This is a genomic window from Rhizobium sp. BK251 (assembly GCF_004345245.1).
GTDB lineage: Bacteria > Pseudomonadota > Alphaproteobacteria > Rhizobiales > Rhizobiaceae > Rhizobium.
In genome coordinates this window covers 330,135-348,379 of record NZ_SLUQ01000008.1, presented here as the reverse complement: position 1 = coordinate 348,379, position 18,245 = coordinate 330,135, and the positions used below count along the sequence as shown (strand labels likewise).

Sequence of the window (18,245 nt, the reverse complement as noted above, 5' to 3'; positions counted from 1 at the left end):
AGTATGGTACTTACAAAAAAGTAAGGTATGGCAATGAAACCCCATTCCGCCGCAGCAGGCGTTGAAAATGTTCTGAAAATTCTCGAAGGTCGATGGAAGCTGGTGATCCTGTTCCAGCTCTTCGGCGGCAAGGTGCGGCGCTTCTCCGATCTCGAACGCGCCATACCGGCAATCTCGCAGAAGATGCTGATCCAGCAGTTGCGCCAGATGGAGATCGACGGCATCGTCCGGCGCATCGTGCATCATCAGGTGCCGCCCAAGGTCGAATATTGCCTGACCGAATGGGGCCAGTCGCTTTGTCCGGCGCTCGACGCATTGTTGAGATGGGCCGCAGCCAGGCCCGATGACGGAATACGAGAGGATCCGGATATCCCCTCACCGGCCGAGCTTGTCGCGGCTCATGAGCGGGCGAAGCATACGTGACGTGCATAACCCGGCGCCCGGGTTGAAGGACGCGCCTTCATTATAACAGTCGGGGGGAACCGGCATGCGCAGCAATTTCAGAGTGATCTCTTTCGTCCTTGCCCTGGCTTTGTCGGTCGTACCGCTGCACGGTTCGCTCGCGGCATCCCCGGCGCCGGTCATGGCCGAGCATGGCATGGTAGTGACGGCGCATCGCCTTGCCTCCGATGTCGGGGTCGGGGTTCTCAAAGACGGCGGCAATGCGGTGGATGCGGCGGTCGCCGTCGGCTATGCATTGGCTGTGGTCTATCCGACGGCGGGCAACCTCGGTGGCGGCGGCTTCATGACCATCCGGCTGAAGGACGGGAAGACGACCTTCCTGGATTTCCGCGAGCGCGCGCCGCTTGCTGCCACGAAAACGATGTATCAGGACGACAAGGGCGAGATCGTTCCGCGGGCAAGCCTCGACGGCTATCTCGCCGTCGGCGTGCCGGGATCCGTACTCGGCCTGGAAACGGCGCGGCAACGATACGGCACCAAGTCGCGCGAGGAACTGATCGCGCCCGCGATCCGCTACGCCCGCGAGGGTTTCGTGCTTGGCCAGGGTGATGCAACCGCCCTTGCCACCGCCGCCAAGCGGCTCGCCAAGGACGAGGCGGCGGCAAAGATCTTCCTGAAAGCCGACGGCAAGCCCTATGGCGCAGGCGAAACGCTTGTCCAGAACGACCTCGCCGGAACGCTCTCGGCAATCTCCGAAAAAGGTCCGGACGCCTTCTACAAAGGCGCGCCGGCAGAGGCAATCGTGAAGGCAAGCGCGGAAAAGGGCGGCATCCTCGCGAAGGGCGATTTCGATCAGTATGCGGTCCGTGAACTGAAGCCGGTAGAATGCAGCTACCGTGGCTACGACATCATTTCATCGCCGCCTCCCTCTTCCGGCGGCGTCATCATCTGCGAAATCCTGAACGTACTCGAGGGCTATCCGCTCTCCTATCTCGGCTTCGGCTCATCGGAGGCGGTGCATATCATGGTCGAGGCCATGCGCTATGCCTATGTCGACCGCAATGCCGCGCTTGGCGATCCCGATTTCGTCGACAATCCGGTTTCGACGTTGCTCGACAGGAGCTACGCAGCTGCGATCCGCAAGAAGATAGATCCCTACAAGGCGGGCACCTCGAAAGATCTGAAACCCCTCGGCGGCAAGGAAAGCACCGAGACGACGCATTATTCGATCATCGATGACGAGGGGAATGCCGTCGCGGTTACCTATACGCTGAACGGCTCCTTCGGCGCCGGTGTCGTCGCCCCCGGAACCGGTGTGTTGCTCAACAACGAGATGGACGACTTCACCTCCAAGCCCGGCGTTCCCAATCTTTATGGGCTCGTGCAGGGCGAGGCCAACGCCATCGAACCGAAGAAGACACCCCTCTCCTCGATGAGCCCGACGATCGTGACGAAGGACGGCAAGCCATTCATGGTGATCGGCAGCCCCGGCGGCTCGCGTATCATCACCATCACGCTGGAAGCGATCCTGAACGTCGTCGACTTCGGCATGGATATCAGCCAGGCCGTCAACGCGCCGCGTATCCATCACCAGTGGCAGCCCGACAAGATCTATCTGGAGCCCTACGCCCTTTCTCCCGATACAGAGAAGGCGCTCGCCGCCATGGGCTACAGCTTCGAAGGCGGCATAGGAGGGCCGGTCTGGGGCCAGGCCGCGGGCATTCTCGTCGGCGGCAAGAGCGTGGCTGACATTCAAAAGGGCGGCGGCGCCAGATTCAACGGCGCGATGGACAGCCGCGCCGCGGAAGGGGCAGCGAGGGGCTACTGAGCCTTCAGCAAGCCGTCGAGGCCCTTTCGGATAGTCTCGGCCTTGAGCTCGCCCAGGATTGCCGATTGCGCCACATATCCCATGACAAGAGAAAGCAGCGTCTTTGCGAAGGCGCTGCCGTCGGCAGCCGCATTGATGACGCCCTGGCTGCGCCAGCGCTCGGCGAGCGTCTCGAACCGGGCGAGAAAACCTAGGTAGTGGCCGTGCATGGCCTCCAGGACGGCGGCACTGCGCTGCGATTCCGCCCATCCCAGCAACGCAATCCGCTTCAGATCGTAGCCGCTGCGCGCCGAGAACCTGTCCACTACCGCTAGGATATTCTCGATGAGTTGAGCCGGCGGCGGGGCTGGCTCGCTCTCGAAGACAGGCGCCAACGCAACCCCGAGCGCCGAAAGCGAGGTCACGACAGCTTCCAGGATCAACTCGTCCTTGTTCTTGAAATAGCCGTAGACCGCGCCAGCGGAGAGCCCGCATTCGCGGATGATGTCGTCCATCGTCGTCAGGTGCAGTCCCTGCCGGTGGAAACAGCGCCAGGCGGCCTCCAATATTTCAAGGCGTCGGGCCGCACGTCTCTCTTCAGTGATTCTTGGCATGCCTTTAAATAAAACGAACGCTCGTTCTTTACAAGTCATCCAATTAGCGCTAGTAGAACGACCGTTCTTTTTGGAGACGCCACGATGATCAGGATCACACCCATCGAAACCGGCAAGGCCCGGATGAAGACCGCGCAAAAGACGGGGCGCGACGGCCGCGGTGCCTTCGGCCGCAAGGTTGATATCTTCCGCGATCGCAACTGGGTCGATCCGCTGCCGATCTTCTGCTTCCTGATCGAGCATCCCGAGGGACGCTTCCTTGTCGATACGGGCGACACCTGGCGCAATTCCGTGCCCGGCTACCTGCCGCGCTGGAATCCCTTTTTCACCAGGGAAGTCGTCATCAAGGTTGCGCCGCTGGAGGAGATCGGTCCCCGCCTTGCCGCCATGGGCCTCGACCCGGCGCGTGACATCGAGGTGGTGATCCTCACCCATTTCCACCACGACCATACCGGCGGCCTCGATCATTTCCCTCACAACCGCATCATAGCGCCCCGGGAGAACTACGAGGTCTCGCGAGGCCTGATGGGCATGATGATGGGATGCCTGCCGCAGCGCTGGCCGGTCTGGCTGAAGCCGGAGCTCGTGGACATGGACGGCCCGCCGGTTGGCCCCTTCCCCGCATCGCACCCGATCACCCGTGACGGCAGCATCTTCCTGGTGCCGACGCCGGGCCACGCGAAAGGCCACGTCTCCGTCGTCGTCCGCGATGCGGGCATCACCTATTTCCTCGCCGGCGACGCCACCTACACGGAGGCCAATCTCGCCAACGGGAAGGCCGATGGCGTGACCTACGATCCGACCATCTCGGAGGCGACGCTGCGCGCCATCAGGCAGTTCGCCACCAGCGAGCCGACCATCATCCTGCCTGCACACGATCCCGACGGGCCGGCAAGGCTCGCAGCCGGCAGGACCTTTACCGGATCCTGACGCGAACGAAATCACCGCGGATGTTGACCAGCGGCCGGCTGCCGGGAACGCTCGGCACGAGGCTGTCGACATAGGAAGCCTTCGCGGTGACCGTATAATCGACTGGCACATCCTTGCCGAAGCCGACAAAGGCATCGAGCGACTGCGCCGTTATCGCGACCTTTTCGTCGCGCAGGACGCGCGCATAGCTGAGGTTCGCCCGCACCGCGCTGCCGCTGATGTCGACGGCGGATGCGTGGCCGTTGAGCGTGATGTCGGCCGCGTTTGTCGTCGTCGCGAAACTCGAGAAATCGCCGTCGAGATCCGCCGAGAAGGCCTCCTGCTCGATACGGACGGCGACGCCGGCGGGAATATTGGCGGAGAGATGCGGGGCGCAATCGGCGATGTCGCTCCAGGCCGAAAGCGCGACATCGATGGTCAGCGTCGTTCCCTCGATGCCGAAGCGGCTGCGGTCGTTGCAGGAATTGTAGAACCAGCTCGAGTACCAGGAGGAGAACCAGCCGGACCGGCGTCCGCTGACGCTGGCGCGATATGGTTCCTCCGCCGAGGTGGTGATCTCGATGGCGCTTGCATCGCCGGTAATGACGATGCTGCGTATCGTCGAAAGATCGATCGTCTCGCCCGCGGGCGCTGGGCCGGCAAGCGCCGACATCAGGGTGAGTATGAAAATCGGGATGGAAAGGATGATCGTCATCGCGTGCTCCGTAGCTGCTCCGCAGGATTGCGGTCGGCTGCAGACTGGCGGTTCTCTTTTCATGCGAAGACCTCGATCATGATCCGGGTCGCCCGCGATTGCGATCGAGGCCAATGTGATGTTGGATAGTCACCAACCCTTGCCGGACATGCCCATGATCTTCGTGCCCTTGCCTTTCGTCGTTGCACTGCTGCTTGCGATCCTGCTGGTGCGCATGCTTCGGCAGGAGGACTGGCGCGCGAGGGAGAGGCAACCCTTCATGTTCCTCATCGGCGTCTATGCGTTGCAATCGGTGTTCATCGGGATTCGCTGGGGCTACGAGATCCTGGCGATCATGCCGGCGCAGTCGATCACGGCTGCCTTGATCCCCGCGATTGCCTGGATCAGCTTCCGCAACTTGACACTCGAAGAGCCGCTGCGTCTCACCAGGCTCTGGCCGCATGCCCTCCCGGCCGCGACGATCGCCTTGATGCTCGCCTTTTGGCGCGAGCCGATGGGCTTCGTCCTGATCATGATCTTTATCGGCTATGGCGTGGCGCTTTTCTGGCTCGCCCGGCGCGGACCTGACGGCCTGATCGCCTCGCGGCTGGACGGGACGCTGCTTTCCTACCGATCTCTGCTGATCACAGCCACCGCCGTTGTCGCCGGAGGCCTCAGCGATGTCTTCATCAGCCTCGATTTCGAGCGGTCCGGTGGGGCCCACGCCGCCTCGATCGTTGCCTTCGGCAACGTGATTGCGCTCCTCATCCTCGGCGGCGCGGCGCTCGTCGCCGGCACCAACCAGTCTGCCGAAGAGCTCGCCGCCGAGATGACCGTCAATCCGGCGCCGACCGAAGAGGACGGCAGCGCAGCAGCAGCGTTGGATGCGCTCATGCAGTCGAAGGCGATCTACCTCGATCCGGATCTCAATCTCAACCGCATCGCCCGCAAGCTCGGCCTGCCGGCCCGGCGCGTCTCCATGGCCGTCAACCGCATCCATGGCATGAGCGTCTCCCAATATGTGAATGCCTTCCGCATCCGCCATGCCTGCGACGCGCTTGCGGCGACGGATCATCCGGTGACGCGGGTGATGTTCGACTCCGGCTTCATCAGCAAATCCAATTTCAACCGTGAATTCGCTCGCGTGACCGGCGAAAGCCCGACCGAGTTCCGACGGCGCGCCGAGAACCAGCCTCAACAGGACAGAGACGAGGCACGGGTCGCTTTCGTGTTACCGTGACAAAGTGACCGTTTCCAAGCTGCCGGGTGCGCCCTATTCATATCCCCATCTGTTCCCTCAAGAGAGTCTCCCCATGGCATCCATTGAAATGATCGAAGCCGCCCGTGCGCGCCTGGACGGCCATGTCCGCCGCACGCCGCTTCTCTCCTCCCCTTTCGTCGATGAGATTGCGGGGCGGCGCGTCTTCGTGAAAGCCGAATGCCTGCAGCATTCCGGGTCCTTCAAGTTCCGCGGCGGTTGGTCGGCCGTGTCGGCGCTGCCGCCCGAGATCAGGGCCAGGGGCGTCATCGCCTTCTCTTCCGGCAACCACGCCCAAGGGGTCGCGCTCGCGGCCCGGATGCACGGCGTGCCCGCGGTGATCGTCATGCCAATCGATGCACCGAAGCTGAAGATCGACAACACCCGCGCCTTCGGCGCCGAGGTCGTGCTCTACGATCGCATAAAGGAAGATCGCGACGAAATCGGCGCAAGGCTTTCAAAGGAAAGAGGGCTTACCCTTATCAAGCCCTTCGACGAACCTCTCGTAATCGCCGGCCAGGGCACATCCGGTCTTGAAATCGCCGAGCAGGCCACCGAGGCAGGTATCGAAACTGCAGAGGTGCTCGTGCCCTGCGGCGGAGGCGGCCTCACCTCCGGCATCTCGCTCGCTCTGGAAGCACGGGCTCCCGGCCTGCGGGTGCGTCCCTGCGAGCCGGCCGGCTTCGATGATGCGACGCGTTCCCTGGCAGCGGGCAAGATCGAGCGAAACGCGACGATGTCCGGTTCCATCTGCGATGCGATCGTCACGCCGCAGCCCGGCAATATCACCTTCCCAATCCTGCAGCGGCTCTGCGGCCCCGGCCTCGTGGTGACGGACGAGGAGGCACTCCAGGCCATGGCGATCGCGTTCTCGAGGCTCAAGATCGTGATCGAGCCCGGCGGCGCGGTCGCGCTCGCGGCGGCGCTTTTCCGCAAGGATGAGATCAAGGGCGATACCGTGATCGCCTTCGCTTCCGGCGGAAATGTCGATGCAGAGGTCTTCGCAACGGCCCTGGAGCGTTTTGGCTGAGACGCGGGCCGCCGGCTTCACGCACTGATCAGTTCCCTTTGAGGAACCGCGTCGAAGAGCGCGTCCCGAACGGATTGCAGTACGAGGGAAGCAAGTCGCGATGTCGCGGCATCCGGATCGGCCTCGGCGCGATGAAGGACGAGGCCGAGTGAAGGCAGCTGCGGCAGCCCGACAGAAGAAGGCGCAATCGGCCTGACCTTGGCCGGAAGGCCGATCGGCGTGCGGACCGTGATGCCGAGGCCGGCAGCGGTCGCCGCCCAAAGCCCGCCAAGGCTGGGGCTGACGAATGACAGGCGCCAGGCAATGTTGGCGCGGTCGAGCGCGTTCGTCGCTGCCGTCCGCAACAGGCAAGGCGCCTCCAGCGAAGCGAGCGGCAGCGGCTCGCCGCTCGCAGCATTCCAGGCGGCAGCGCCGGACGCCGGACCGATCCATCGCATCGGCACCTCGCCGATCTTCTCGCAATGGGCAGTGAGCGTCCCGTCGCTCCAGGCGAGTGCAAGGTCGAGCTTGCCGGTCGTGACGCGCTCTATCAGTTCCGCATTGCGCACGACACGAGCTTCGATCCTGACCTTCGGATGAGCCCGCGCAAAGCGGCCAAGCACGTCGGGAAGGACATTCTCGCCGAAATCCTCCTGCAGCCCCAGCCGCACCCAGCCCTCGAGCTCGACGCTTTGGACTGCCGCGGCCGCATCGTCGTTCAGTTCGAGAAGACGGCGGGCGTACGCAAGCATGGTCTCGCCCGCCTCGGTGAGCGCCAGGCCGCGGCCAGCCTTGCGAAAGATCGGCGTGCCCGCCTGCTCTTCCAGCTTCTTCAACTGCGCGCTGACCGCCGAAGTCGAGCGGCCAAGGCGCTCGGAAGCCTTGGCGAAATTGCCGAGCTCCATCCCGGTTACGAAGGTGCGGAGCACATCGAGATCGAAGATCGTACGGCGCATCAATTAATCCCAATTTTCAGGATCGTTTGTTCATTAAATTCTGATTTTATGGATTAAACTGTCGTGCGATGATCCTCTTGTCAAGATCTCAACCAAGGAGGCTTCCATGCCTTTCGTTCGGATATCCTTGCTCAAGGGCAAATCCCCGGAATATCTGCGAGCGCTTTCCGACAGTATTCACCGCGCGCTGGTCGAGGCATTCGACGTGCCGCCTGCCGACCGCTTCCACGAAATCCACCAGCACGAGCCCGGCGAACTGATCTTCGATCGCAACTATCTTGCCGGGCCGCGCTCGGACGATTTCGTACTGTTTGCGATCCATGCCGGCCGGCCGCGCAGCACCGAGACAAGGAAGCGTTTCTTCAAGCGCGCCGCAGAGCTTCTCGGTGAAGCGCCCGGACTGCGAAAGGAAGACGTCATGATTACCATTACCACTTCCGAGCCCGACGAATGGTCGTTTGGCGACGGTCTGGCACAGATGGCCGAAGACGGTTGGCGTGCGCGTGCCACGGCACAGCCATCATGAACGACAATTCGGCACCGGGAGTTCGTTCCATGATCGCCATGCAATACAGCTTCACCCTGCCCGCCGACTACGACATGGCGATCATCGACCGCCGCATCCGCGACCGCGGCCCCGGCACCGACGGCTTTCCGCACCTTCGCTTCAAGGCCTATCTCAGCGCGCGAAAGGGCGAGTTCGGCAGTCGGGAAAATCTCTACGCGCCCTTCTATCTCTGGGACGAGCCGGAGGGCGCCAGCAACTTCATAACCGGGCCGGGCTTCGACGCGCTGACGCAAGCCTTCGGACGACCGAGCATCCATCATTGGATCGTCTGGCACGCGGAGACTGCGCCGGGCGTCGATGCCGCACAGTTCGCAATGCGTGAAGTGCTCCCGATAGATCCTCAAGCCAACCTTGCCGATCTTCGCGCAGGAGAGACGCGGCGCGCGACACTCGGCGGCTCTGGAGGCAGCGTGCTCGCCTCCGTCTCGGCCTTCGAGCCGCGGACGTGGACCATCGTTCGCTTCAACCTTTATCGCGACATGCCGCCGAGCGCCGCAGAAGGCCAGGTCTATCGCGTCGGCCACATGTCCTTGCCCGCCAGCTAGAGCGCAAAAACAAACCCGCCGTCTTTCGACGGCGGGTTCTGCAAATTCGAAATCGCAGCAGCGATCAGATGCCGCTTTGGCCGTCCGAACCGATGTAGGCGATGCGCAGCATGTTGGTTGCGCCCGGCGTGCCGAGCGGTACGCCGGCGGAAATGATGATCCGATCGCCCGGCTTGCCGAAGCCCTCGTCGGCGACGATGCGGCAGGCACGGTTGACCATGTCGTCGAGGTCGGTCGCGTCATGGGTGACCACGCAGTGCAGGCCCCAGACGATGGCTAGGCGGCGTGCGGTCTGGATGACCGGCGACAGCGCCAGGATCGGCACCTGCGGACGTTCGCGAGAGGCGCGCAGACCCGTCGTGCCCGATGAGGTGTAACAGACGATCGCCGACAGCTTCAGCGTTTCGGCAATCTGCCGGGCTGCAAGCGAAATCGCATCGGCGCCGGTTGCCTCCGGCTGGGCGCGCTGGGCATAGATGATGCCCGGATAGTGCGGCTCGCGTTCGATCGTGCTCGCGATGGAGGCCATCGTCGCGACAGCTTCGACCGGATAATCGCCGGAAGCGGATTCGGCCGACAGCATGACGGCGTCCGCACCTTCGAAGACGGCGGTGGCGACGTCCGAGACTTCGGCGCGCGTCGGAACCGGCGCGGAAATCATCGATTCCAGCATCTGCGTGGCGACAACCACCGGCTTGCCCGAACGGCGGCAGGCGCGAATAAGCTGCTTCTGGATGCCCGGAACGGATTCGAGCGGCATCTCGACGCCGAGGTCTCCGCGGGCGACCATCAGCGCGTCGGAGAGCTCGATGATTTCCTCGATGCGCTCGATGGCCTGCGGCTTCTCGATCTTCGACATGATGCCGACGCGGCCGCGAGCGATCTTGCGAACTTCCGCCAGGTCTTCGGGACGCTGGACGAAGGAGAGCGCCACCCAGTCGACGTCGTTGGTCGCGAGCACGGCGTCGAGGTCGGTGCGGTCCTTGTCGGTCAGCACGCCGACGGTCAACAGTGTGTCGGGAAGGCTCACGCCCTTGCGGTCGGAGATCTTCGTGCCCGAAATGACGGTGGTGACGATGCTCTTGCCGTCGCACTTCTCAGCCTTGAGCGCCAGCTTTCCGTCGTCGATCAGCAGCCGGTGGCCGGGCTGGACAGATTCCAGGATTTCCGGATGCGGCAGGAAGACGCGGCTGCCGTCGCCGGGGATATCCTTGTTGTCGAGCGTGAACGTATCGCCTGGCTTCAGGTCGACCTTGCCCTCGGCAAACTTGCCGACGCGCAGCTTCGGTCCCTGCAGGTCGGCAAGGATGCCGATGGGCCGGCCGGAACGAGCTTCGACGGCGCGTATGCGCTGGATCAATGTGCGCATCATGTCATGGCTGGAATGGCTCATGTTGATGCGGAAGACGTCTGCACCGGCCTGGTGCAGCTTCTCGATCATCGATTCCTCGCTGGAGGCCGGGCCGAGAGTGGCTAGGATCTTTACCTTGCGATTACGCTTCATCAATTCTGGCTTTCTTGCGTCCCTGGTGTGTCGGACAGCTGAACCATCCAGCTTCCCTGGCGGCCCGTGTCGTATTCCTTGAATCCCATTCTCTGGTGACCGCGGGCGAAGCAATCCTGCACGCCGACGATCTTGAATTCATTCTCCGCCACGCACATCTGGATATCGCCTGTCCAGCGGCCGCCGCGTGCGGCGTCCTCGGCGTAGAGGTAATAATAGCGTGATTGAAGCTCGCCCTCGATGAGCGTGGCGCAGGTCGTCGCAGGAACCTGCCACCAGCCTTCTGTGATCCAGCCATCCTTGGCGCGGTAGCCGATGGCAACGCCAACGAGATTCTGCGTCCCGTTGCATACCCGGAAATCGGCGCGAGCCACATTGGGAAGGAAGAAGGGCGCAGCAATGACGAGAGCGAAAAGCGCGAAGCGGGCAAGCGGCCCGGAACGCGAAGCAAAACTTGGCGCTACTTGGCTGAACACGGCCACAACGGCTCCATGGTTATTCGATGTTAGTCTTCTGCGCTGCCACCTTGCGAATGTCAACGCAACTCTAATCGATTATATTCCCTCGGGACCCGGCACTGCAGGCCAAGGTGATCGATGCACCGCCAGCGCAAGCTTGCACGCGCGCCCGGCGCATGCCATCAAGCACGAATTCCTCGCAGCGGCAACTCAGCAATCCCAGTCATGTACGATTTCGAACCGTTTGAGCTGATACCCGGAAATCATGACAAAGGCATGGTGATCCTCGCGGACCACGCGATGAATCGTCTGCCGGAGCACTATGCGAGGCTTGGGTTGCCGGAGAGGGCCTTCAGCCGCCACATCGCCTACGACATCGGCATCGAGGGCCTGACGCGCAGGCTTGCCGCAGCGCTTGGCGTGCCGGCGGTGCTCGGCGGCTTCTCGCGCCTGCTGATCGACCCGAATCGCGGCGAGGACGACCCGACCCTTGTCATGAAGATCTCCGACGGCGCGATCATTCCCGGCAACCACCCGATCAGCGACAAGGAATGGAACGCCCGCGTAGAGGCCTTCCACCGCCCCTACCATCGCGCGGTCGCCGAGACGATCGCGGCGGTGTCGAACGCGACCGGAAAGGCACCTCTCGTCCTCTCCCTGCATTCCTTTACGCCGGCCCGGAAAGGGGTTCCCAGGCCCTGGCACGCAAGCGTGCTCTGGGACAACGACCCCCGCGCCGTACACCCTCTCCTTGCCTTGCTTCGCGAGGATCCCCATCTCGTTATAGGCGACAACGAACCCTATGACGGCGCTCTCAAGGGCGATACCATGTATCGGCATTGCATGATGACCGGGATCCCGCATGCGCTGCTGGAGGTGCGACAGGACCTCATCGGCGACGATCCCGGCATCGGCCGCTGGGCGGAGCGTCTTACCCCGATTTTCGAACGCCTGAATGCGGACCCGGCCCTGCACGCCCATGATATCCACCCGTCGCGTACCGGGCCCTACAGCAAATAAAGGAGAGCTGGATGACAAAGCCCACCGAAAGCCAGCAGATCGAACTGGAAGCGGCCGCCTTCCGCCGCCTCGTCACGCATCTGCGCGAACGCGCCGACGTGCAGAACATCGACCTCATGAACCTTGCCGGCTTCTGCCGCAACTGCCTGTCCAACTGGTACCGGGAGGCCGCCGAGGCGGCTGGCATCGACGTCAGCAAGGACGAATCGCGCGAGATGGTCTACGGCATGCCGTACGAACAGTGGAAAACCCTGCACCAGGATGTGGCCTCCGAGGCGCAGAAATCGGCATTTGAACTGAACAAGCCCCGCGAATAGCCATCTTCGCTTCGAATCGGCTTGACCTTCGCCGCCGTTCGCGGCACGTCACCTCCTGTCGAATTCAAATCCGGAAAATCAGGAGATACCGATGTCTGATGCTCATGGCGTCGCCCGCGACCAGCTACGCGCTTTTGTTGAGCGCATCGAGCGGTTGGAAGAAGAAAAGAAGACGATTGCCGACGATATCAAGGACGTCTACGGCGAAGCCAAGGGAATGGGCTTCGATACCAAGATCCTCAAGAAGGTTGTCGCACTGCGCAAGAAGGACGAGCAGGAGCGGATGGAAGAGGACGCTATCCTCGACACATACCTGCACGCGCTCGGCATGATCGAGGCTCCGCCGGAAGAGTAAGCTTCCGACAGGAAGCACCAATGAAAAAACCGCCGATCACCTCGGCGGTTTTTTTTATTTCACCAGAGTTGCGACGGTCAGTTCGTGTTGAACTTGCGCACTTCCATGAAGTTCACGGCCGACCCGCTGAAGCGGCCGGGATCGATCGAGGCCGTCTTGACGTTGAAGCCTTCGGCGTAGACGGCTGTCGGCTGTTCGCGCAGGGTCTGGCTGACGAAGCGCGGCGCCTTGACGGGCTTGGCGACCGTCTCCATGCGGGCATTCGTGAGGGCCCATTGCGAGATGATCTTCTGCGTCAGCTTCGGTTCCGTGCGGATCGTGGCGCGGCTGGCGTCAGCCACCTCGGCCTCATGCTTGGTCGGACGGCCGCCCTTGGAGGGAGTGACCGCGGAGGCGTCTGCGGCGCCGGAAGCAGCGCTTGGAACGTCGAAACCATCGCCAAAGCTTGCCTGTCGCGTGGCCGGAGCAAGTGCCGCAAGCTGCAGCGTAGCCTTGCCCTGCGCGGGAGCAACACCCGGCTGGGCCGGCATTGCAGCGGCCGTCTGCATCTGCCCGTCACCCAGGCGCTGCTGCTCGAGGGCTGCGATCACGGCCGGAGAAAGAGCTTCCTGCTCGGCTTCGTCGCCTTCCGCCTCGACATCGGCATTGGCCGAAGCCAGGAGCGCTTCCGCGACGGCGGGACGTTCGACCGGCAGCGGAACGCCTGCGGACTGGCCGCTCAAGGCTGCCGCGGCCGGATCTGCCGATGCGGTCAGCACGCCGGCTTCCGCATCGCCGTTCATACGGCGCGGTCCGAGAAGCGACGGAACCGGAATGCTGTAGCCACTCAGATCCGCAAACGCCTGATGCTGGCCTTCCTGGCTCTGGTCGGCAGGCAGGGCGGCGGCGAGCGCCTGTTGGGCGGCATTGCCGGAGGCGGGCGAAACGAGCGCCGTCGTCATGCCGTTATCGGCAGGCTGATTTGCGAAGGCTGGGCGAACCTGCGGCACGGGAGCGTTGACGCTTGCAACTTCGACCTCAGGCTCGGCGGCGGGCTGCTCAGGTGCAGCCGGAGTTGCCGGAGTTGCCGGCGCAGCCTTGGCGACGGCGGTCGGCGCGCTGTCGTTCGAATCCTCTTCCTCGTCTGCCCCACCACCAAAGAGAGAAGCAAGGAAGCCGCGGCGCCGCGGCTCGTCGGAGGCACTTGCAATCTCGATCCTGGCGGAACCGGCGCGCTGCTTGTAGGCAGCAACGGCCTGCTGGTAACCCGGCAGCGGCTTTCCGTCAGTCGGGATGTGCATGGTCTTGCCATCCGGGAACAGGCGGACGAGTTCCTGGCGGCTCATGCGCGGCCAGGCGCGCACGCCGCCGACATCCATGTGGACGAAAGGCGAACCGGATTTCGGATAGAAGCCGACGCCGCCGACCTCCATCTTCATGCCGATCTCACGCAGCCTGGCGAGCTTGACGCCTGGAATGAAGAAATCCATCGCCTTGCCCAGCATGTGCTGGCTCTTTTCGGCAACGCCGGAAGAGCGCGAGCGAAGCATGGAATTGGTCTGGGGCGAGCGGAAACCGCAAACGACGTTGATATAATCGCGCGATCCACTCTGGCGGTAGACTTCCCAGATCAGGTCGAAAAGGCGGGGATCCATCTTGGTGGGCTGGTTGCGACGCCAGTCGCGCAGGAAGCGGTTGAGCTGCTCCAGACCCTTCGGGTCGAACTTGCCATTGCGCTTGTAGGTAATGACGGCTTTCTCGCCGGTATGGATGAAATAGAGCTTGAGACTTCGGGTATCGCCGGCAGCTTCAGAGGGCGTTCCGACGAACACCGGAGTGGAAACTGCCACTGCGAGGAGGGCGACTGCTGCCGCCCTTGCCACTTTTCTGTAGATCTCGGCGCCTAGCATACGCCTTCTCAAGCTTGCTGGCTTGATTTCACCATTCAGATTAAGCAATTCGATCCCCGTCCGACAGACAATGCCGCGTATTGTCCCCAATGACTGTCAATTGCGGTGACACGATGGCAAAAATGCCACACGTGCTCAACCCCTTCTTATATAGTGAACAATCCACTAACAAGATATTTCTGACGGGTAACAGAACATGCTTGCTGGTTTATTAACAACGGCTCATTAGGCGGCTTTTTTCTGCGGGTCGTCCGGATCAATCCCATAATCCTTCAATTTTCGATAGAGTGTCGAGCGACCGATACCCAATTTGCGTGCAACTTGGCTCATTTGGCCGCGGTAGAATTTCAGTGCAAAACGGATGAGTTCCTCTTCGACATCGGCGAGTTTGCGTACGTCGCCGCTGACGTTCGTGCTCGAAATCACGGTGCCAGAGGCCTCATTTACGCCGCGATTCGCCTCGATTTCGTCCACAAAAGGCTCGGTTCGGGTATGCACCACGAACTGTGCCTCGACTCGCTCGCCGCCTGGGGCCCTGCCGAGGACCTCGTATTCAGGCATCTGCGCCGCAATCTGCGGGAAGTCCGCTTCCGTCAGTTCCTCTTCCTTCGAGAGGACGACTGCGCGGAAGATCGCGTTCTCCAGCTGCCGGATATTGCCGGGCCAGTCATAGGCGGTGAGCAGGGCCATGGCGCTGGCGTTGACCGCGATGCGGTGGCCGGTCTTCTGCTCCAGGCTGAAGCGCTCTGTGAAGACGCGCACCAGGTGCGGGATGTCTTCCTTGCGCCGGCGGAGCGCCGGGATCGTGATCGGGAAAACGTTGAGCCGGTAGTAAAGGTCTTCGCGGAAATTCCCGTTCTTGACCTCTTCGATCAGATCCTTGTTCGTGGCGGAGATCAGCCGGACGTTGACCTTCTGCGGCAAGCGCGCGCCGACGGTTTCGATTTCGCCCTGCTGGACGGCCCTCAGGAGCTTGACCTGGACCTCGAGCGGCAGGTCGCCGATCTCGTCGAGGAAGATCGTGCCGCCATCGGCTTCCATGAACTTGCCGACATGCTTCTCGTTGGCGCCGGTGAAGGCGCCCTTCTCGTGGCCGAACAGGATGCTTTCCACGAGGTTATGCGGGATGGCACCGCAGTTGACTGTCACGAAGGGGCGGTTCGCCCGATCGCCGCCAGCCTGAATGGCACGCGCCACCAGTTCCTTGCCGACGCCCGATTCACCCTCGAGCACGACCGGGATGTTGGATTGAGCGGCCCGCTGCGCGAGCTCGATGACGCGGAGCATCGCCGGGCTTGCCGAAACGATGTCGTCGAAGCCGATGCTGCCCGAGCGTGCCTTGCGGCCGGCACGTGCCTTGGCCTCTTTCTGATCGAGCTTCAGGGCATTGCTGATCGAGGTTGCAATGCGCTCCGGCGAGACCGGCTTGACGACGAAGTCGAACGCTCCGGCGCGCATGGCCTGCACGACGGTCTCGATACCGCCCTGCCCCGTCTGCACGATGACCGGTATTTCGGTGCCGATATCCCGAAGCGCGTCCAGGAATTCGAGGCCGTTCATCTCCGGCATCATCAAATCGAGGACGATGACGTTGATCTGGCCGCTATTGCGCTTCAGGACTTCAAGGCCGATACGGCCATTTTCCGCCAGATGGGCCACGTGGCCGTGGCGCTCGATGGCGTTTTTCAGCAGTCGACGTTGTACGGGATCATCCTCGACAACAAGAATCTGTCCAAAGACCTTGGACTCGTTTTGACCGGTCATAATGCCTCACCTCATGCGAAACCTGACAGGCACTCTGACATAAAGGCTTGAACATCCAGTTTTGAGAAATAATTGCATTTTAGCGATTGCGGCGTTCTTCAACGGGCCTTTCCCGAGCCGTCGCAAAGACGCTCTTCACTCTTGCCGCAGAGGCGGCGGGCGCATACACCTGAGATGCGCCCGGACAGAAAATAAAGAGGAACAGGAACTCATGAATCCGCTATCGCCCCAGGACCGCCGCACCTTCTCGAGTGTCTTCGGCTTCGACGCCGAGCTTGGCGACCTGCCGGTCTGGAGGCTACAGGATCTCTACCCCTCCGCGACTTCGACAGCCTTCGTAAATGACATGGAGAAGGCGAGCACTGCCTCGCAGGCCTTCGAGGAGAAGTGGAAGGGCAAGCTCGCCGAGGCCGCCACGAAGACCGGCGACCGGGGCATCGGCGCCGCACTCAAGGAATACGAGGCGCTGGACGACCTGATGGGAAGGCTCGGCTCCTTTGCCGGCCTCACGTATTTTTCCGATACGAGCAATCCCGTTAACGGAAAGCTCTACGGGGACGCCCAGGCGAAGCTGACGGAATTCTCCTCGCATCTCCTGTTCTTCGCCCTAGAGCTCAACCGCATCGACGATTCCGTCATGGACGCATGCATGGCGAGCGATCCGGTGGCCGGGCACTATCGTCCCTGGATCGTGGATCTGCGCAAGGACAAGCCCTACCAGCTGGAAGACAAGCTCGAGCAGCTCTTCCTCGAAAAATCGATGACATCAGCCGCAGCCTTCAACCGCCTCTTCGATGAAACGATGGCGGAACTGCGCTTCGAGGTGGACGGCAAGAAGCAGCCACTCGAAATCACCCTGAACATGCTGCAGGAGAAGGACGAGACCATCCGCCACAAGGCGGCGAAGGCGCTTGCTGCGACGTTCAAGGAAAACATCCGCATCTTCACGCTGATCACCAATACGCTCGCCAAGGACAAGGAAATCGCCGATCGTTGGCGCGGCTTCGAGGACATCGCCGATAGCAGGCACCTCGCCAACCGCGTGGAGCGCGACGTCGTCGATGCGCTCGCAGCGGCCGTCAAGGAGGCCTATCCGCGCCTTTCGCACCGCTATTACAAGATGAAGGCGAAGTGGCTCGGAATGGACCAGATGAACTTCTGGGACCGCAACGCGCCACTGCCGGAAACGCCGAACACGCTGATTCCCTGGACCGAAGCAAAGGACACCGTGCTTTCCGCCTACCGCGACTTTGCGCCTGAAATGGCCGATATCGCCCAGCGTTTCTTCGACGAACACTGGATAGACGCGCCGGTACGGCCGGGCAAGGCGCCGGGCGCCTTTGCCCATCCGACCGTGCCGTCGGCCCATCCCTACGTGCTCGTCAACTACATGGGCAAGCCGCGCGACGTGATGACCCTTGCCCACGAACTCGGGCATGGCGTCCACCAGGTATTGGCGGGCGGCCAGGGCGCACTGATGTGCCAGACGCCGCTGACGCTTGCCGAAACCGCTTCCGTCTTCGGCGAGATGCTGACCTTCCGGGCACTCCTCGACAAGACGGACGACAAGCGCGAGCGTAAGGCCATGCTCGCGCAGAAGGTCGAGGACATGATCAACACGGTCGTGCGCCAGATCGCCTTCTACGAATTCGAACGCAAGGTGCATACGGAGCGCAAGGCCGGCGAACTGACGGCCGACGACATCGGCGAACTCTGGCTCTCCGTGCAGTCGGAGAGCCTTGGCCCTGCGATCAAGATATCGGAAGGCTACGAGACCTACTGGGCCTATATCCCGCACTTCATCCACTCACCCTTCTATGTGTATGCCTATGCATTCGGCGATTGCCTGGTGAACTCGCTCTATGCCGTGTACCAGCACGCCGAAAAGGGCTTCCAGGACAAGTATTTCGAGCTGCTGAAGGCCGGCGGGACGAAGCATCACTCGGAACTCTTGAAGCCTTTCGGCCTCGATGCGACCGACCCGTCGTTCTGGGACAAGGGTTTGTCGATGATCGAAGGGCTCATCGACGAGCTGGAGGCATTGGATAAGGCCTGAGCGAGACGACAGCCTCTAACCCGGCTGTCCCGCCTCCTGCCGGGCAACCGGGGAAGGTGATGCGCGGCACCCCTTTACAACTCCCGCCGCAGCCAGTTGGCGGGAGGGTTGGGGCGAAGG

18 protein-coding genes are annotated in these 18,245 nt (G+C 62.3%); 11 read left to right on the top strand and 7 right to left on the bottom strand.

Annotated elements, in window-relative coordinates; translation table 11 throughout:
* Positions 1-33 precede the first annotated feature (33 nt).
* A complete protein-coding gene (locus tag EV286_RS22150; RefSeq protein ID WP_245500789.1) occupies positions 34-423 on the top strand; it encodes a helix-turn-helix domain-containing protein in 390 nt (129 codons plus the stop codon).
* 64 nt (positions 424-487) lie between these two features.
* A complete protein-coding gene (ggt, locus tag EV286_RS22145; RefSeq protein ID WP_132959323.1) occupies positions 488-2,230 on the top strand; it encodes a gamma-glutamyltransferase in 1,743 nt (580 codons plus the stop codon).
* Here ggt and EV286_RS22140 read toward each other — a convergent pair.
* Positions 2,224-2,823 (bottom strand): TetR/AcrR family transcriptional regulator, encoded by a 600-nt coding sequence (locus EV286_RS22140; protein ID WP_132959322.1) that lies wholly within the window; start codon positions 2,821-2,823, stop codon positions 2,224-2,226. The two genes, ggt and EV286_RS22140, sit on opposite strands and share 7 nt — an antisense overlap.
* Before the next feature lie 84 nt (positions 2,824-2,907).
* Between EV286_RS22140 and EV286_RS22135 the strand changes: the two genes are divergently transcribed.
* Positions 2,908-3,753 carry an N-acyl homoserine lactonase family protein gene (locus EV286_RS22135; protein WP_132959321.1) on the top strand — a complete coding sequence of 282 codons (846 nt, stop codon included), beginning with the start codon at positions 2,908-2,910 and terminating at the stop codon, positions 3,751-3,753.
* On the opposite strand, the gene EV286_RS22130 is transcribed toward EV286_RS22135, so the two are convergent.
* On the bottom strand, positions 3,740-4,447 hold the full coding sequence (locus EV286_RS22130) for a hypothetical protein (RefSeq protein WP_132959320.1): 708 nt from the start codon (positions 4,445-4,447) through the stop codon (positions 3,740-3,742). The two genes, EV286_RS22135 and EV286_RS22130, sit on opposite strands and share 14 nt — an antisense overlap.
* A gap of 154 nt (positions 4,448-4,601) precedes the next feature.
* On the opposite strand from EV286_RS22130, the gene EV286_RS22125 reads away from it, so the two are divergent.
* Both EV286_RS22125 and EV286_RS22120 read left to right on the top strand, forming a co-directional pair.
* Positions 4,602-5,666 carry a helix-turn-helix domain-containing protein gene (locus tag EV286_RS22125; protein ID WP_132959319.1) on the top strand — a complete coding sequence of 355 codons (1,065 nt, stop codon included), beginning with the start codon at positions 4,602-4,604 and terminating at the stop codon, positions 5,664-5,666.
* A 73-nt stretch (positions 5,667-5,739) separates the two neighbouring features.
* Positions 5,740-6,714, top strand: coding sequence for a threonine/serine dehydratase (locus tag EV286_RS22120; protein ID WP_132959318.1), 975 nt, complete (start codon positions 5,740-5,742; stop codon positions 6,712-6,714).
* Between the two features lie 17 nt (positions 6,715-6,731).
* Here the strand turns inward: EV286_RS22120 and EV286_RS22115 are convergent, their stop codons facing one another.
* The gene (locus EV286_RS22115; protein ID WP_132959317.1) at positions 6,732-7,649 is read right to left on the bottom strand and encodes a LysR substrate-binding domain-containing protein; all 918 of its coding nucleotides are present in this window, start codon (positions 7,647-7,649) and stop codon (positions 6,732-6,734) included.
* 106 nt (positions 7,650-7,755) lie between these two features.
* Here EV286_RS22115 and EV286_RS22110 point away from each other — a divergent pair, with 106 nt between their 5' ends.
* Together EV286_RS22110 and EV286_RS22105 are read left to right on the top strand one after the other, a co-directional pair.
* A complete protein-coding gene (locus EV286_RS22110; RefSeq protein WP_132959316.1) occupies positions 7,756-8,175 on the top strand; it encodes a tautomerase family protein in 420 nt (139 codons plus the stop codon).
* Between the two features lie 29 nt (positions 8,176-8,204).
* On the top strand, positions 8,205-8,762 hold the full coding sequence (locus EV286_RS22105; RefSeq protein WP_132959315.1) for a DUF4865 family protein: 558 nt from the start codon (positions 8,205-8,207) through the stop codon (positions 8,760-8,762).
* Between the two features lie 64 nt (positions 8,763-8,826).
* Here the strand turns inward: EV286_RS22105 and pyk are convergent, their stop codons facing one another.
* Together pyk and EV286_RS22095 are read right to left on the bottom strand one after the other, a co-directional pair.
* Positions 8,827-10,266 (bottom strand): pyruvate kinase, encoded by a 1,440-nt coding sequence (pyk, locus tag EV286_RS22100; protein ID WP_132959476.1) that lies wholly within the window; start codon positions 10,264-10,266, stop codon positions 8,827-8,829.
* Complete coding sequence (locus EV286_RS22095) at positions 10,266-10,742, bottom strand: DUF1036 domain-containing protein (RefSeq protein ID WP_132959314.1); 477 nt, start codon at positions 10,740-10,742, stop codon at positions 10,266-10,268. Before EV286_RS22095 ends, pyk begins: the two co-directional genes overlap by 1 nt.
* Before the next feature lie 207 nt (positions 10,743-10,949).
* On the opposite strand from EV286_RS22095, the gene EV286_RS22090 reads away from it, so the two are divergent.
* The 3 genes from EV286_RS22090 to EV286_RS22080 all read left to right on the top strand — a co-directional run bounded on the left by EV286_RS22090 (position 10,950) and on the right by EV286_RS22080 (position 12,416).
* Positions 10,950-11,744 (top strand): N-formylglutamate amidohydrolase, encoded by a 795-nt coding sequence (locus tag EV286_RS22090; RefSeq protein ID WP_132959313.1) that lies wholly within the window; start codon positions 10,950-10,952, stop codon positions 11,742-11,744.
* Positions 11,745-11,755: 11 nt separating this feature from the next.
* Positions 11,756-12,061: a DUF1244 domain-containing protein gene (locus tag EV286_RS22085; protein WP_132959312.1), complete on the top strand. Its 306-nt coding sequence runs from the start codon at positions 11,756-11,758 to the stop codon at positions 12,059-12,061.
* 91 nt (positions 12,062-12,152) lie between these two features.
* Positions 12,153-12,416 (top strand): DUF2312 domain-containing protein, encoded by a 264-nt coding sequence (locus tag EV286_RS22080; protein ID WP_132959311.1) that lies wholly within the window; start codon positions 12,153-12,155, stop codon positions 12,414-12,416.
* A 77-nt stretch (positions 12,417-12,493) separates the two neighbouring features.
* On the opposite strand, the gene EV286_RS22075 is transcribed toward EV286_RS22080, so the two are convergent.
* Together EV286_RS22075 and EV286_RS22070 are read right to left on the bottom strand one after the other, a co-directional pair.
* A complete protein-coding gene (locus EV286_RS22075) occupies positions 12,494-14,353 on the bottom strand; it encodes a DUF882 domain-containing protein (protein WP_132959310.1) in 1,860 nt (619 codons plus the stop codon).
* Positions 14,354-14,530: 177 nt separating this feature from the next.
* Complete coding sequence (locus EV286_RS22070; protein ID WP_132959309.1) at positions 14,531-16,069, bottom strand: sigma-54 dependent transcriptional regulator; 1,539 nt, start codon at positions 16,067-16,069, stop codon at positions 14,531-14,533.
* A gap of 211 nt (positions 16,070-16,280) precedes the next feature.
* Between EV286_RS22070 and EV286_RS22065 the strand changes: the two genes are divergently transcribed.
* The gene (locus EV286_RS22065) at positions 16,281-18,125 is read left to right on the top strand and encodes a M3 family oligoendopeptidase (protein WP_132959308.1); all 1,845 of its coding nucleotides are present in this window, start codon (positions 16,281-16,283) and stop codon (positions 18,123-18,125) included.
* Positions 18,126-18,245 lie beyond the last annotated feature (120 nt).

Coding starts and splice junctions, on each gene's coding strand:
- pyk (WP_132959476.1), bottom strand. CDS start 10,266: ATGAAGCGTAATCGCAAGGTAAAGATCCTAGCCACTCTCGGCCCGGCC.
- EV286_RS22130 (WP_132959320.1), bottom strand. CDS start 4,447: ATGACGATCATCCTTTCCATCCCGATTTTCATACTCACCCTGATGTCG.
- ggt (WP_132959323.1), top strand. CDS start 488: ATGCGCAGCAATTTCAGAGTGATCTCTTTCGTCCTTGCCCTGGCTTTG.
- EV286_RS22125 (WP_132959319.1), top strand. CDS start 4,602: ATGATCTTCGTGCCCTTGCCTTTCGTCGTTGCACTGCTGCTTGCGATC.
- EV286_RS22140 (WP_132959322.1), bottom strand. CDS start 2,823: ATGCCAAGAATCACTGAAGAGAGACGTGCGGCCCGACGCCTTGAAATA.
- EV286_RS22085 (WP_132959312.1), top strand. CDS start 11,756: ATGACAAAGCCCACCGAAAGCCAGCAGATCGAACTGGAAGCGGCCGCC.
- EV286_RS22120 (WP_132959318.1), top strand. CDS start 5,740: ATGGCATCCATTGAAATGATCGAAGCCGCCCGTGCGCGCCTGGACGGC.
- EV286_RS22080 (WP_132959311.1), top strand. CDS start 12,153: ATGTCTGATGCTCATGGCGTCGCCCGCGACCAGCTACGCGCTTTTGTT.
- EV286_RS22065 (WP_132959308.1), top strand. CDS start 16,281: ATGAATCCGCTATCGCCCCAGGACCGCCGCACCTTCTCGAGTGTCTTC.
- EV286_RS22110 (WP_132959316.1), top strand. CDS start 7,756: ATGCCTTTCGTTCGGATATCCTTGCTCAAGGGCAAATCCCCGGAATAT.
- EV286_RS22090 (WP_132959313.1), top strand. CDS start 10,950: ATGTACGATTTCGAACCGTTTGAGCTGATACCCGGAAATCATGACAAA.
- EV286_RS22150 (WP_245500789.1), top strand. CDS start 34: ATGAAACCCCATTCCGCCGCAGCAGGCGTTGAAAATGTTCTGAAAATT.
- EV286_RS22105 (WP_132959315.1), top strand. CDS start 8,205: ATGATCGCCATGCAATACAGCTTCACCCTGCCCGCCGACTACGACATG.
- EV286_RS22135 (WP_132959321.1), top strand. CDS start 2,908: ATGATCAGGATCACACCCATCGAAACCGGCAAGGCCCGGATGAAGACC.
- EV286_RS22070 (WP_132959309.1), bottom strand. CDS start 16,069: ATGACCGGTCAAAACGAGTCCAAGGTCTTTGGACAGATTCTTGTTGTC.
- EV286_RS22115 (WP_132959317.1), bottom strand. CDS start 7,649: ATGCGCCGTACGATCTTCGATCTCGATGTGCTCCGCACCTTCGTAACC.